At 68.9% G+C, this 14504-nt stretch carries 9 protein-coding genes and 1 tRNA gene; 4 read left to right on the top strand and 6 right to left on the bottom strand.

Annotated features, from left to right (window positions below; genetic code table 11):
- Positions 1-103: 103 nt before the first annotated feature.
- The 4 genes from CA12_RS09195 to CA12_RS09180 form a co-directional block, all read right to left on the bottom strand.
- Positions 104-176, bottom strand: a tRNA-Gly gene (locus CA12_RS09195).
- Positions 177-374: 198 nt separating this feature from the next.
- Positions 375-626 (bottom strand): hypothetical protein, encoded by a 252-nt coding sequence (locus tag CA12_RS09190; RefSeq protein ID WP_145358665.1) that lies wholly within the window; start codon positions 624-626, stop codon positions 375-377.
- Positions 623-1624, bottom strand: a complete 1002-nt coding sequence (locus CA12_RS09185) for a Gfo/Idh/MocA family protein (RefSeq protein ID WP_145358664.1) — start codon at positions 1622-1624, stop codon at positions 623-625. The genes CA12_RS09190 and CA12_RS09185 overlap by 4 nt, the downstream gene beginning before the upstream one ends.
- A 16-nt stretch (positions 1625-1640) precedes the next feature.
- Positions 1641-3203 (bottom strand): serine/threonine-protein kinase, encoded by a 1563-nt coding sequence (locus CA12_RS09180; protein ID WP_165700648.1) that lies wholly within the window; start codon positions 3201-3203, stop codon positions 1641-1643.
- Between the two features lie 369 nt (positions 3204-3572).
- Between CA12_RS09180 and ilvD the strand changes: the two genes are divergently transcribed.
- Positions 3573-5384, top strand: coding sequence for a dihydroxy-acid dehydratase (gene ilvD / locus CA12_RS09175; protein ID WP_145358662.1), 1812 nt, complete (start codon positions 3573-3575; stop codon positions 5382-5384).
- 76 nt (positions 5385-5460) lie between these two features.
- Here the strand turns inward: ilvD and CA12_RS09170 are convergent, their stop codons facing one another.
- Positions 5461-5922: a DUF2726 domain-containing protein gene (locus CA12_RS09170; RefSeq protein ID WP_145358661.1), complete on the bottom strand. Its 462-nt coding sequence runs from the start codon at positions 5920-5922 to the stop codon at positions 5461-5463.
- Positions 5923-6369: 447 nt separating this feature from the next.
- The gene (locus CA12_RS09165) at positions 6370-7830 is read right to left on the bottom strand and encodes a potassium/proton antiporter (RefSeq protein WP_145358660.1); all 1461 of its coding nucleotides are present in this window, start codon (positions 7828-7830) and stop codon (positions 6370-6372) included.
- Positions 7831-8971: 1141 nt separating this feature from the next.
- Here CA12_RS09165 and CA12_RS09160 point away from each other — a divergent pair.
- The 3 genes from CA12_RS09160 (at position 8972) to CA12_RS09150 (ending at position 14493) form a co-directional block, all read left to right on the top strand.
- Positions 8972-11389: an ATP-dependent helicase gene (locus CA12_RS09160; protein ID WP_145358659.1), complete on the top strand. Its 2418-nt coding sequence runs from the start codon at positions 8972-8974 to the stop codon at positions 11387-11389.
- A 100-nt stretch (positions 11390-11489) separates the two neighbouring features.
- Positions 11490-12482, top strand: a complete 993-nt coding sequence (locus CA12_RS09155) for a site-specific tyrosine recombinase (RefSeq protein WP_145358658.1) — start codon at positions 11490-11492, stop codon at positions 12480-12482.
- A 109-nt stretch (positions 12483-12591) separates the two neighbouring features.
- Positions 12592-14493: a sulfatase family protein gene (locus tag CA12_RS09150; protein WP_145358657.1), complete on the top strand. Its 1902-nt coding sequence runs from the start codon at positions 12592-12594 to the stop codon at positions 14491-14493.
- The last annotated feature ends 11 nt before the right edge of the window (positions 14494-14504 follow it).

Here is a 14504-nt window from a genome sequence, read left to right as displayed (position 1 = left end):
ATTTGCTCAACGTCGCCCGGGCGTTCTGGCCGGACGGGGAGCGCAAAAAGTCACGCCGAGGTCCCGGGGGACCTCGGCGTGACGACGTTTTGCAGGCGCTAAGAGCGGGTGACCGGGCTCGAACCGGCGACCTTCAGCATGGCAAGCTGACGCTCTACCAATTGAGCTACACCCGCCTGCGTGACCCGCCGAACCGTCCGAAACCGGACGACTCGCCGCGTCGGGGGGAACAGTATCGACCCCGGGGGCGGGGCGTCAACCGATCCTTTCGAAGGACACGCCGACCGCCGCGAAGGTTCGCCGCCCGCCCCCATTCCCCCTGGAACCGCGACCGTCAGGGAGCCGGCCCCCTGACGGTCGCGGTTCTTCAGGCCTCACTCGTCTCGGTCGTCCCGCGGCGCCGCCCGGCCGGTCCACCACAGCAAGGCCGCGGCGATCAAAGCCGCGCCGCCTCCGAGCATGAACGGCAACCACAGGCGATTGTGAATCGTCGGCTCTCCTCCCTGCACTCTGACGGGGGCTAAGTACGACCACTCAGACTGCGACTGTTCAGCGCAGTAGGTCGCCGCTCCGAACTGAGCCAGAGCGACGATCGCCAGCAGCACCGCCCACCCGCGTTTGTTCACCCCGCCGCCTCCCGCAGGCGGTCCAACACGGTTTGCGTGCGGAGGGCCAACTTCACCCCCGCCTCGTCCCCGCCGGCCCGGATGGCGGCGGCGGCGCGGGTGAGGAACTCGACCTGCGGGTCGAACGCCGGCAGTTCGACGCGGGAGGCGTCGCCGCGGCGGTCGTGGCGGAAGTGCCGCACCTTGTCGGGATCGCGGGGGTTCGTGAAGTCGTCGCAGACCAGGCTGCCCTCGGCGCCGGCGAACTCAATCCAGTTCCGCCAGGCGGTCCGGTAGCTCACGTCGAAGCCGGCGGTGCGGTCGCCCGGGAAGGTCAGGGCGCCGCTGGCGGCGACGTCCACGTTCTCGCCGGCGTGGTTCGTCTCGTCGGAGAGGTGACAGGAGACGCCTGTCGGGTCCTCCCCGAACGCCCACAGGGCGGCGTGCACGCAGTACCAGCCGAGGTCCCGCAGCACGCCGCCGCCGCGGTGCGGGTCGAGGCGGTGCTCCCCGGCGTCCCAGCCCTCGGCGTGAAAGCTGAAGGCGGCGGTGACCCGCTTCAACTCGCCCAGTTCCCCGGCGTCCAGCAGGGCCCGAAAGGCGTCGGCCCGGGGGGTGCGGGTCCACTGGGTGCCGTCGATCAGCGCGACGCCGGCCCCGTCATTGGCCCGGCGGCAGGCGTCCGCGAGGGCCCGGGCCTCGTCGGCGTTCGGGGCGAGGGGCTTCTCGCACAGCACCGCCTTGCCGGCCTCCGCGGCGGCCCGGCCCCATTGCAGATGGAGGTGCGGCGGGAGGGCGAGGTAGACCGCGTCCACCGCCGGGTTCGCCACCACCTCTTCGTAACCGCCGGCGAACGGGATCTCGTGCCGGTCCGCGAACGCGGCGGCCCGGACGGCGCCGCGGCTGCCGATCGCCGCCGCCGTCACGCCCGGGGTGCGGGCCATCGCCGCGGCGAGCTTGCCGGCGATCCGGCCGGCGCCCAGCAGGCCGAACCGCAGGGGGGCGGGGGCGTCGCTCATGCCGTCGACGGACTGGTCACGAGTCGCCGGACGGAGAGGAGGACGAGGCCGACTTCGACGAGGACGACGGGGCGTAGTCCCGCAGGCGGATCAGCCGGCTTTCGGAGAGCACCCGCTTGAGGGCCCGGAACAGTTCGGCCCGCACCATCCGCAGACTCGCCGGCTGGGCCAGCACGCGGCAGGTTCCGCTGGCGTGCAGGGCGTTCTTCTTCTTCGCCTGAGCGGCGGTGACCAGCGCCACCACCGCGAGGGGTTCGCCGCTCACGCCCTGGGCCTTGAGGGTGCCGAACAGGCCGAACAGGTCGTCGCCCAGCGCGTCGCCCATCAGCAGCACGGCGTCCGGGGGGTCGAGTTCGATCAGGGCGAGGGCGTCGTCGGCGCCGTCGCAGGAGGTGACCTCGAAGCCCCGGTTGGAAAGATACTCCGAGACGATGCCCCGCTTCGACGGGCGGTTCTCGACCAGCAACAGCTTGGGCAACGGGCGGTCGCCGCCGTCTTCCAGACCCAGATCGCTGGAGTCGTCGGCGAGGTCCGGCTCCTCGGCGGCCGGGGCGTCGTCCAGCGAGGCGGCGAGCGTCCGCAGGGCGCCGGCGGCCTCGGCGGCGGTCTGGTAGCGGGCGGTCGGCCGCCAGGCCATCAGCTTGCCCACCACCGACACCACCGCCGGCGGCAGGTCCGGGGCGAGGTCCACGATCGGGGTGACGTCGCGATACCGGCCGACCTCGTTCCGCTCGCTGCGCACGGCGGTCGCCGGCCAGGGGGGGACGCCGGTCAGCAGTTCGTACAGGATCGACCCGAGGAAGAAGAGGTCGCTGCGGGGGTCGTCGCGGGGGGCCTGCGTGGCCTTCTCCAGCGTGGAGTACTCCACGGCCCGCAGGTCGGCGCCCTCGTCCCCCTCCCCGCCCAGGCCGAAGTCCACCAGCTTGGCGTTGCCGGTGGTGTCGAACAGCACGTTGCCGGGTTTGAGGTCCCGGTGCGTGATGCCGTAGCGGGCCGCGTGGGCGAGGCCCTCGGCGATGTCCAGCGCGATGCCGACGGCGTCCTTCGGGCTGAGCTTCCCGCGGATCGTGAGGAAGTCCCGCAGGTTCCCCCCCTCGATGAAGTCCATGGCGAAGTAGTGCCGGCCGTCGTCCTCGCCGACGTCCCGGATGGGGACGACGTTGGGGTGATCGAGCTTGGCGGCCATGCGGGCCTCCTTCTCGAAAGCCGCCACCTGCCGCGGGTCCGAGGCGTGCCGGCCGCGGAGCACCTTCAACGCCACGCTGCGGCCGTTCTTGTCCTCGGCGCGGTAGACCCGGGCGAAGGCGCCGGCGGCGTTGCGGTAGATCAGCTTGTAGCCGCCGATCACCAGCGTCTCGATCTCCCCGTTGCGTGCCAGCTCCGCCTGGAAGTTGGTTAGCGTGCCGGCCTCCTCCAGGGCGTCGATCAGCGCCTCCGGCGTCCGCTTGGAGGCGGGCACCGAGGAGAGGGCGACGTCGAACTGCTTCTGCTCGATCAGCCCGCAGTCGGTCAGCCGCTTGGCCAGTTCCTTGACGGTCTTCGCCGGCCCGGACGGCTTTTTAGGAAGGAACCAGGCCACGGCGGACGCAGTGAGAGGAATGCGGGGAACCCCGCGCGGCCCCTGAGTGTAACGCCCCCGCGCGACGGTGGGAGCGTGATCGGGTCGCGGAAGGGGTCAGGGCCGACCGCCGGCGTGCGCTCGGGCCCCTCCGTAGGGTCCGTCCCGTTCGCGCGGCACACGGCCTTCCCCCGAAACCCGGGGGCCGGGCCGGCGTTCGCCTGCGGTTTCGCGGGTGACTGAAGCCTCCCCGGCGAACCCACCCCCAGAGCAATCAGCGGGGCGGCGACAGGGGATCCGGCAGGCGAGGTGCGGGAACCGGACTGCGAGGCGACGTGTCGGGGCACGCACACTAGCCGTCCACCCCCGCCACCGGCCACACTCCCGCGCATGTCCAATTCCGCCCCCTCCTTCCCCCCGCACCGTCCCGAGCCCGCCCCCGCCGGCGGACCGAACCGGTATTCCGCGCGCATCACCGCCCCCGCCAGCCAGGGGGCCTCTCAGGCGATGCTGCTCGGCACCGGCCTGTCGCTGAACGACCTGAAGAAGCCCCAGGTGGGCGTCGGCAGCGTCTGGTACGAGGGGAACACCTGCAATATGCACCTCCTCGATCTGGCCGCGGAGGTCAAAACCGGCCTCACCGCCGCCGGGCTGGTCGGGATGCGGTTCAACACCGTCGGCGTCTCCGACGGCATCTCGATGGGCACCGAGGGGATGAGCTACTCCCTCCAATCCCGCGACCTGATCGCCGACAGCATCGAAACGATCGTCGCCGCCCAGTGGTACGACGGCCTCGTCACCCTGCCCGGCTGCGACAAGAACATGCCCGGCGCCGTGATCGCCATGTGCCGGCTCGATCGGCCCAGCATCATGGTCTACGGCGGCACGATCCAGCCCGGCTGCCGCCCCGGCCGCACCCCCGCCGCCCCGGGGGGAATGAAGAACGAGAACCTCGTCCCCGACGCCCAACAGAACGACGGCGCGACCGAGGAAGGCGACAAGCTGGACATCGTCTCCGCCTTCCAGAGCTACGGCCAGGCGATCGCCGGCAGCATCACCGAGGCCGAACGGCAGGAGATCGTCGCCAACAGTTGCCCCGGCGCCGGCGCCTGCGGCGGGATGTACACCGCCAACACGATGGCCTGCGCGATCGAGGCTCTCGGCCTCTCCCTGCCCTACAGCAGTTCGATCCCCGCCACCGACCCCGGCAAGGTGCAGGAGTGCCGGGCCGTGGGCGAGGTGTTGAAGGACTGCCTCGAAGCGGACCGCAAACCGTCCGACCTGCTCGATAAAACGAGTTTCGAGAACGCCGTCGCCCTCGTCACGGCCCTGGGCGGCAGCACGAACGCGGTGCTGCACCTGTTGGCGATGGCCCACGCCGCCAACGTGGAGTTCACCTTGGACGACATCGCCGCCGTCTCCGAACGCACCCCGTACCTGGCCGACCTGAAGCCGTCCGGCAAATACGTGATGAGCGATCTGCACGCCGTCGGCGGCACCCCGGCGGTCATTAAGATGCTGATCGCCGCCGGCCTGATGGACGGCTCCCGCCCCACCGTCACCGGCCGAACCCTCGCCGAAAACGTCGCCGACCTGCCGGACCTGATCGAGGGCCAGCAGATCATCCACCCGGTGGACGATCCCATTAAACCGACCGGCCACCTGCGCATCTTGAAGGGCAACCTCGCCCCCGGCGGCGCCGTCGCCAAGATCACCGGGAAGGAGGGCCTGAAGTTCAGCGGCCCGGCCCGCTGTTTTAATAGTGAAGAGGACATGCTCGCCGGGTTGGAGGCGGGTAAAATTCAGAAGGGCGACGTGGTGGTGATCCGCCACGAGGGCCCGGTCGGCGGCCCGGGGATGCCGGAGATGCTGACCCCCACCAGCGCCATCGTCGGCGCCGGTCTGGGCAACGACGTGGCGATGGTCACCGACGGCCGCTTCTCGGGCGGCTCGCACGGCTTCATCGTCGGCCACGTGACCCCCGAGGCCCACGTCGGCGGCCCCATCGGCCTGATCCGCGACGGCGAAACCGTCACCGTCGACGCCGAGACGAACAGCCTCTCTGTCGACCTCTCCGACGAGGAATTAGAGACCCGCCGGGCCGACTTCCCGCTCCCCCCGCCCCGCGCCACCCGCGGCACCCTGGGCAAGTACGTCAAACTCGTCTCCGACGCCAGCACCGGCTGCGTGACGGACGGGTGAGCGGCCCTCCTGTAGAACCGCGACCGTCAGGGAGCCGGCTCCCTGACGGTCGCGGTTCTATGGGGGCGGCCGGCGATCAGCCGTCGGCTTCTTCGAAGATCATGGGCGGTCGACCGGCCGCGGCGAGTTCCGCCGCGACGGTCGCCCTGTCGTATTGCATCGCGGCACGGATTCGAACGATCGGGATTCCCGCAGCGGTGAGCGCTTCGTCTTTGACAGCGTCCGCCTTCCTGGCCTTCGCCGTCCGGTGGGAGCGGTCGTCGAGTTCCACAACCGCGAGCGGACGCATCGTTCGATCCTCGCAGATCACGAAGTCGACGTGCTTCTGCGACACCTTGCGAAAGTACGTGATGTAATTCGAGTTTTCCCGAGGAACCTCCACCAAATCAGCGAGCCGGACCTTCGAGAAGACCGTCTGACCTTCTCCCTTCGCGTCGTTCAGGACGCTGTAGAATCGTCGTTCTGCCGGCGACAACAGGAAGGCCACACGCCGGTAGGGCGGCGGCTCGTCCGTCGGCTCCGTCGGGCGTGCGGACATCCGCACTCGGGCCTCGCGTAGGATCGCGTTGACGGTCCAGCGGGAGGCCAGCGTGAACAGCGCCGGGAGGAGCACGAGGCTCAAACCGCCCAGCACGATCGGCCAGAAAAGCGGTTCCAACAGGCCGAAGAGCGTCGGCGATGGAGATTCCGTGGGCACGTGGGAGGTTTAATCGCAGATGATGTCGGTCCGTGCGAAGCCTAACCGACGCTGGGCGCCGTACCCTCACCGGAAAGCGTCAGCGGCGGGTGGCCGGGGTCGGCCGACGAGCGGCGCCGGACCAGCGTGAACACGTGGCCCGGCCGCCCCCGGGTGGACGACTTGGCGGACGGAGCGCTCGAACGTCCCCCGTTCCGGGGGCGGCCCGAACCACGCCGGCCCCACGAGCCAAGGCCCCAGCGGGCCGACGCCGGCCACCCGCCCGGGTCAGACGTCGCGTTCGATACGCTAGTCGTGGCCGTCATTCAAAGCGCCCGAGTCCGATTCGTTAAAGATCGAGTCCAGTAACGCGGTCCGAATTGCCCTTTCCTCGGTGGCGGGGGCGAGAACGCTCACCTGATCCCAGCCGTGGAGTCGGGTCGAACCCTTCGGCACCACCAGCTCTCTTCCACGCGTGATTAAGGTAACGACCGATTTGGGGGGCAGCGTCAACTCGGCGATGGTCGGTCCGATCGCTCCATCGGGGCCGGGGAGGTCGACGACGATCAGGTCCAGGTCGCTTGCAGCCATCGTGACAAGCTCCAAGCTAAACAGAGGGGTCGGACGAGCGGGAACGGTCAGCTTGAGCCAACGCGTCAGAAGCCCGAGCGTCCCGCCCTGCACGGCCACTGACAACAGCACCGCGAAGAACACCAGATTAAAGACGTCCTGCCCCACGGGAATATCCGCGGCCACGGGGTAAGTCGCCAGAACGATGGGGACGGCGCCGCGGAGCCCGGCCCAACTGATAAATAGCTTCTGTTTCCATGCCAAACCCATCCCCAGCGTGGAAATCCAGACCGCCAGGGGACGAGACACGAAGGCCAGCGCCAGAAAGAGCAAGATGCCTTCGAACCAGATCCCTGCCCATTGGCGGGGAAACACCTGAAGCCCCAGCAGAACGAACATGCCGATGTTGGCGATCGTCGACAGCGCAGCGGAAAAGTTCGACACGCCCTGTTTGTGGACGAACGGACGATTGCCCATCACAAACCCCGCGACGAACACCGCGAGCATCCCGCTGGACCCGATCAGTTGGGCGAGGCCGTAGATCAGCATGACGATCCCCAACATGAGGACGTAATAGTGTGCGCGGTCCTGCGGAGCGAGGGAGTTGAATAACATCAGGGCGCCGCGAGCCATCAGCCAGCCCAGCAACGGCGCCGTACCGAATTGCCAAAGAAACGTCAGAGCCATGATTGAAAACGGCGGATGCCCCAGGGTGAGAGCCTCGACGACGGCTACGGTGAGCATGATCGCCATCGGATCGTTCGCGCCGCTCTCGATCTCCACCGTGGAGGACAGCCTCTTCGGCAAGGATTGCCGTCGCAGGATCGAAAAGATCGCCGCCGCATCCGTTGACGACACAATGACCGCGAGCAGCAGCGCGATCTCGAAGTCCCAGCCGAACGCCCAATGCAGGATGCCGAACGTCGCCGCCGCCGTCAGTGCGACGCCCCAGGTGGCCAGCCCTCCCGCCGGCAGCGCAACCTCTTTCAGGTCCGCTCGCTTTGTGGAAAACCCTCCGTGGAACAATATAAAGACCAGCGCCAGGTTCGCGCCCTGTTTGGTCAGAACGATATCGTCGAAGTTCCACAAATTCAGTACGTCGCTGCCAAAGAGGATCCCCGCGCCGAGCGCGATCAGAATGACCGGGACGCTCCAACGGTCCAGCCACACCGCCGCCAGCACGACGGCGATGAGGAGCATCGGCCCAACGATGTAAATCACGTCCACGGGATCGGCATAGTCTCAATCAGGATGGGAGGCGCCGCGTTTCCTCCAGTCGCGGGTTCTGCCGCAGCGACGGTCTCGCCGAGCCGGCGCAAGACGACTCGCGAACGTGGTTTTGCGCTGCGTCGGCCGGCCGGCCGGCGGAGAGCGTAGGGTAGCGAAGCGGGGATCGTCGGGCGTCCCGGAGCCCACGACGCCTGTTCGATTTCTCCGCCCCTGAACGTCGCCCCCTGCCCGGGCATTCCTCCCTGCCCGAGCGTCCATGTCGCGCCGGCCTCGGCGAAGCGAGCGAAACGCCCTTGAGCGGCCGGGCGCCATGCTCTTACCGGAAAGCGTCAACGGAGCGGGACGATCGTGCGAGCGACGCCCGACGCCCGTGAGCGAGCCCGGATCGCTCTCCGTGCTCACCCGCCTCCGGCGTGAGAGCAGGGCGCACGGCGTCGTTCGAGGCCGCGGCAGCCCGAGGCGCGAGCCGAGGCCGGGTGGGCCGGCCACGCGGGCGCGCCTCGGCGTGCGCCTCGAGGCTGGCGATCACCGAGCAGTTCGTACTCGCAACCTCCGGTCTGGTCGGGCGTTCCGACAAAACAGGTCCCGACCCCGCGTAGGGTGAGGCCCCGACGTTCCCCCGCATCGACGCGGGCGGCCGTCGGAATTCTCGCGGGGCGGGCGAAACGGCCGACGTTGGTGACGGACGCCGCATTCGCCCGCCCCCGCGCCGGTCGGCACGCGCAGCCGACCGGCGCGATCCGCCCCCCGCCCGTCGGCACGGACGCCGACCCCGCCCCGCCTTCCCCCGGGAGAGCCAACGAGCCTCGTGTTCGTCCGGCCCCGGGTTCCGCGGGCGGTCGTTTCCGAAGCCCGGCCCCCTCTTCTCTGCGGAACAGGGGTCGTCGGAGCCCGAATCCTCCTTCTCCACTCCAGCCCCGGCGCACACCGGCCGGGCCGACGATCCGTCGGGCGGGGCGGCGAACGACGTGCGTGATGCTGAACCCACGGCGACACTTCGACCGGGCGACCCGACCGCGGGGGCGATCCCCCCGCGGCCGGGTTCGCCGCTGCGCCGCTTTCCCGTACCATCCGCATCCCGCACGGACGTTCAGCAGCGAGAGCCTCCCCCATGTCCCGCCCCCCCCGACCGCGACCGCCGCAGCCGTCTCCGGAAGAGTTGTCCGTCGATCACTCCCGAGCCGCCGCGGGGGTGGATCGGCCGGAGACGCCGGACGACCTCACGCCCCCCCAGCGGGCGGCGGTGGAGCACTTCCGCGGGCCGCTGTTGGTGCTGGCCGGGCCGGGGTCGGGCAAGACGCGGGTCATCACCCGCCGCATCGCCCGGCTGGTGGAGCGGGGCGTGGACCCGCGGCAGATCCTCGCGATCACCTTCACCAACAAGGCGGCCGGCGAGATGGCCGACCGCGTCGCCGCCCTGCTGCCCGGCACGCGGGTCTGGGTCAGCACCTTCCACCGGTTCTGCAGTCGGCTGCTCCGCCGCTACGGGCAGGCCGTGGGCTTGAAGGAAAACTTTTCGATCTACGACACCGCCGACCAGACGGCGCTGCTGCGGCGGGTGCTCAGCGAAAAGGACGTCGACGCCGCCGCCTATCCCCCCGGCCAGTTATTGAACCGCATCGGCCGGGCCAAGAACGAAATGCTGACCGCGGAACGGTTCCGCCTGAAGTTCGAGCACGAGGTCGGCGACCATATCGAAGCCGTGCTCGCCAAGGTCTATCCCGCCTATCAGAAGGCCCTGCTGGACAGCAACGCCGTCGACTTCGACGACCTTTTATTGCACGCCGTCACGCTGCTGGAGGACAGCCCGGAACTCCGTGAGCACCTGGACGACCGGCACCGTTTTATTCTCGTCGACGAATATCAGGACACGAACCTCGCCCAGTATCAATTAGTGAAGGCCCTCTCGCAGGATCACCCGAACCTGTGCGCCACCGGCGACCCGGACCAGAGCATCTACGGCTGGCGAGGGGCGAAGATCGAAAATATTCTGCGGTTCGAGCGGGACTATCCGGGTGCCAAAGCGATTCGCCTGGAGGAAAACTTCCGCAGCACCGGGGCGATTCTGTTCGCGGCGGACGAATTGATCGCCAACAACGTCCACCGCAAAGCCAAGAAGCTGATCGGCGTGGGCGAGGAGGGCGAGGCCCCGCGACGTTTATATTGCCGCGACGGCCGGCACGAGGCGGATCTGATCGCCGAGGAAATCCACGACGCCGCCCACGCCGGCAAGTACAAACCGGCGGACGTGGCGGTCTTCTATCGCGTCAATTCGCTCTCCCGGGAGCTGGAACTGGCGATGAGCCGCCGCGGCGTGCCCTATCAGGTCGCCGCGGGCACGGCGTTTTACGACCGGATGGAGGTCAAGGACACGCTGGCCTATCTCAAATTGCTGGCGAACCCGGACGACCGCGTCGCCTTCGCCCGGGCCGTCAATAAACCGAAGCGGGGCGTCGGCAATACGACTCAGCACCGGGTGTTGAACTTCGCCGACGCCCACGGCCTCGACATGCTCGAAGCCGCCCGCCGGGCCGGTGAGGCCAGCGGGGTCTCCAAGCGGGCGGCCACGCTGGTCGGCCGGTTCGCGGCCGTCATCGACGCCCTCAGCGAGAAGGCCCACGGCCCGGTCGCCCCGCTGGTGCGGGCCGTGCTGGACGAAAGCGGCCTCGCCAAAGCCTGGGCGGAGGGGGACGAGGAGGAGATGCAGCGCCTCGCCAACGCCGACGAACTCGTCACCGCCGCCGCCCAGTACGATCACGAACAACAGGGCGCCGGCAGCCTCGACGGCTTCCTGGAGACGACCGCCCTGCTCGCCGATTCGGACACCGTCGAACCGGAGAGCGGCCGCGTCACCCTGATGACGCTGCACGCGGCGAAGGGGCTGGAGTTCCCGGTCGTGTACGTCGTCGGGGTGGAGCAGAATTTATTGCCGCACGAACGCAGCCTGCGGTCGCACGACGGCCGCGAAATTGAAGAGGAACGCCGGCTGCTGTTCGTCGGCGTGACCCGGGCGATGAAAAAGCTCACCGTGACCCACACCCGCAAGCGGGAGGTCCGCGGCCGCCCGCAGCACTGCGTGCCCAGCGATTTCCTCACGGAGATGACGCTGGACCTCGACGACCGCAGCGGCGGCGACGCCTGGGGCTCCGCGGGCTACGACATCGAAGATTTTTCGCAGGACTACGATGACAGCCCCGAGTGGGAGCACCCGCAAGCCGGGGAGAGCGACGAGCCCGAGCCGACCGAACGCCCGGCGGGCGTCGGCTCCCTCACGCAAAATAAGCTGCGGCTCACCACCGCCGCGGGTCTGCTCAACGGCGAGACGACTGGGGCGGCCGTTCCTGTTCGGGAAGAAGGGCCGCTGGGGTTCAAGGTCGGCCAGACCGTCCGCCATCCGCGCTACGGCCTGGGCACGGTGACGCACAGCGACGGCAGCGCCCGCAACCGCCGCGTCAGCGTGCTGTTCGAGGACGCCGAGAACCCCAAAACCTTCGTCGCCAGTAAAGCCCCGCTGCAACCGGTCGGGTGATGGCGGATGTCGGATTTGGGATGTCGGATGTGGCGGATCGCTCCGCCCGAAGTCGATCCTTTCAACATCCCCCCTCCGACATCCCCCATTCCATTTCAAAATGCCGCCGCGTTTTAAACCGAAGGCCGACAGTCGGTTCGCCGCGGCCCAGCCGGCGCCGGGGCTGGCGGCGCACGCGGCGGGCTTTCACAGCTATTTGAAGGCCGAGTGCGGGATGGCGGCGAACAGCGTCGCCGCCTACAGCCGCGATCTGCGGCGGTTTCTCGACTGGGTCGCCCGGCAACCGTCGCGAAACGTCGGGCCGAACGCGGTGACCCTGGAGTTCCTGCTCGAATATCAGGCCGACCTGTCGGACGCCGGCCTCGCCCCCTCGTCGGTGGGGCGGCACCTCGTCTCGCTCAAGCAGTTCTTCCGCTACCTCGTGCTGGAAGAGGCGGCGACGGAGAACCCCGCGGAACTGCTGGACTCCCCCAAGCTGTGGGACCGTCTGCCGGCGGTGCTGAGTCCGCAGAAGGTGGAGGCGTTCCTCGACGCCCCGCAGGCCGAACGCGGGGCCGGCGAGGTCACCGAGGCGCTGATTCTTCGCGACCGGGCGACGCTGGCCCTGCTGTACGCCACGGGCTGCCGGGCCAGCGAGGTGGTCGGCCTAAAGGTCTCCGACGTGCGGCTGGGCGGCGGCTGGGCCCGGTGCCTCGGCAAGGGGAACAAGGAACGGGTCGTCGGCCTGAACCCGCGGTGCCGGGCGGCGCTGGAGGCGTACCTCGCCGACGCCCGCCCCCTGCTGGCCCGCGACCGGCCCAGCGTCAGCGGCGAGGGCGCCCCGCTGCTGCTCTCCCGCACCGGCCGGCCGCTGACCCGGGCGACCGTCTGGGACTTGGTGAAGAAGTACGCCGCCCTCGCCGGGTGCAGTTCGAAGGTGAGCCCGCACACGCTGCGGCACAGCTTCGCCACGCACATGCTCGCCGGCGGGGCCGACCTGCGGGCGCTTCAGGAACTACTCGGTCACGCCAGCATCCGCACCACGCAGGTCTACACCCATGTGGAGCACACCCGACTGAAGGCCGTCCACGCCAAGCACCACCCCCGCGGTTAGCCGGCCGCCCTGAGCGGCACGGCAGCCGGGACGGGGGAACGCTGCGGGGGGATCGAGTAAAGTTCGCATCCACGAACGCCACGCCTTCCGCCTCGCCCGCAGCGCCGCCATGACGTCCGCCCCCGCACTACCGCCCGCCGCCCGGAGGTTCCGCATCGGCTCCCTCGTCGCCCTGTTCGTCTTCGGACTGGGCGGCCCGGCCGTCGCCGCCGAGGCCGCGAACGGCACCGCGGCGGCCGAGCGACCGAACATTCTCTGGCTCACCAGCGAGGACAACAGCGTCGACTGGATCGGCTGCTACGGCAATCCGCACGCGGACACCCCGCATATCGACGCGCTGGCGGCGGAGGGGCATCGCTACCCCTACTGCTTCGCCAACGCCCCGGTCTGCGCCCCGGCCCGCAGCACCTGGATCACCGGGGTGAACGCGATCTCGATGGGCACGCACAACATGCGGAGCCGCTACCCGATTCCCCACGACCGCATCTCCTATTATCCCGACCTCTTAAAGAAGGCCGGGTACTACGTCGGCAACGCCAAAAAGACCGACTACAACATCGGCGGACGGCCGGACGACGAGGCGTGGGACACGAATAAAGCGGACTGGAAAACGCTCAAACGGCAGCAGCCGTTCTTCATGGTGCTGAATACCACGAAGTCGCACGAATCCAAGGCGTTCGGGGACATCAGCCAGACGACCCACAGCCCCGAGAACGTGCGGCTGGCGGAATATCACCCGGACGTCCCCGTCATCCGCCAGAACTACGCCCACTACCACGACCAGATTAAGAAGATGGACGCCGACATCGGGGCGGCGCTGAAGCAACTGGAGCAGAGCGGTTTGGCGGAGAACACGATCGTCGTTTATAACTCCGACCACGGCGGCGTGATCGCCCGCAGCAAGCGGTTCCTGTTCGACAGCGGCACGCACTGCCCGCTGATCGTCCGCATCCCGGAGAAATACAAACACCTGCGGCCGGGCGAACCGGGGCAGCCGGTGAACGACATCGTCTCCTTTGTCGATATGCCCAAGACCTGGCTGTCCCTCTGCGGGGCGGAGACGCCGGATTATCTGCAGGGCAAAACCTTCCTCGGGCCGGACAAGGAACCGCGGGACTATCACGTCAGCTTCCGGGCGCGGATGGACGAACGCTGCGACAACGTCCGCGCGATCCGGGACCGGAAGTTCCTCTATATTCGCAACTACATGCCCTACGCCCCCTGGGGCCAGCGTCTTTCTTATCTGTGGACCATGAAGGCCACCCGGGCTTGGGAGGAGCACCACCGAGCAGGCAAAACGAACGAGATCACCGGCCGCTTCTTCGGCACGAAGCCCCGGCACGAGCTGTACGACACGGAGGCCGACCCGGACAACGTGCGCAACCTTGCCGAGGATCCGCAGTACGCCGCCGATGTGGAGCGGCTGAGCGCCGCGCTCGACGAGTGGCAACGGGAGATCTTCGACTCCGGCCTGTTGCCGGAGAGTGAGGTCGTCCGCCTCGCCGACGAGGCCGGCGTCACCATTTACGACTACGTCCGCGACCCGCAACGCTACGACGTGCGGGCGCTGCAAGCCGCGTCGGCGTCCGCCCTCGCCGCCACGCCGGCGGATCGGGCGGCGCTGACGGAGCGGCTGTCGTCCGACGACCTGGGCCAGCGGTATTGGGCGACGGTGGGCTGCTTCCGGGTTCAGGAGCAGGACGCGGGGGCCGTCGACCTGGAGGCCGTGCGGGCGCTGCTGGACGACGAATCCCACCACGTTCGGACGATGGCCGCGTGGATCCTCTTCCGGGCTGGCGAACGGGACGCGGCCCAGGCCTGCTGGACCGGTCTGCTGCGGGACGACAGCTACGCCTCGCTGAAGATCCTGAACGTGATCGACTGGATCGGCGAGGGCTTCGAGCCCTACGCCGAGGCAATCGCGGCCTGTGATTACAGCCACGGCGGCTATGTGGACCGGATGAAGGAGTACGCCGGCGTCGAGACGTCGAAGGGCGGCTCACGGAAGTGACGGACCGGCGA

Source organism: Alienimonas californiensis (assembly GCF_007743815.1).
Taxonomy (GTDB): domain Bacteria; phylum Planctomycetota; class Planctomycetia; order Planctomycetales; family Planctomycetaceae; genus Alienimonas; species Alienimonas californiensis.
Note: the sequence above shows the minus strand (reverse complement) of the source record. Positions and strands in the feature narration are given on the sequence as shown.

Bases quoted from the DNA above. Each gene is read 5' to 3' on its own strand.
- CA12_RS09185 (WP_145358664.1), bottom strand. From the start codon at position 1,624: ATGAGCGACGCCCCCGCCCCCCTGCGGTTCGGCCTGCTGGGCGCCGGC.
- ilvD (WP_145358662.1), top strand. From the start codon at position 3,573: ATGTCCAATTCCGCCCCCTCCTTCCCCCCGCACCGTCCCGAGCCCGCC.
- CA12_RS09170 (WP_145358661.1), bottom strand. From the start codon at position 5,922: ATGTCCGCACGCCCGACGGAGCCGACGGACGAGCCGCCGCCCTACCGG.
- CA12_RS09165 (WP_145358660.1), bottom strand. From the start codon at position 7,830: ATGCTCCTCATCGCCGTCGTGCTGGCGGCGGTGTGGCTGGACCGTTGG.
- CA12_RS09160 (WP_145358659.1), top strand. From the start codon at position 8,972: ATGTCCCGCCCCCCCCGACCGCGACCGCCGCAGCCGTCTCCGGAAGAG.
- CA12_RS09155 (WP_145358658.1), top strand. From the start codon at position 11,490: ATGCCGCCGCGTTTTAAACCGAAGGCCGACAGTCGGTTCGCCGCGGCC.
- CA12_RS09150 (WP_145358657.1), top strand. From the start codon at position 12,592: ATGACGTCCGCCCCCGCACTACCGCCCGCCGCCCGGAGGTTCCGCATC.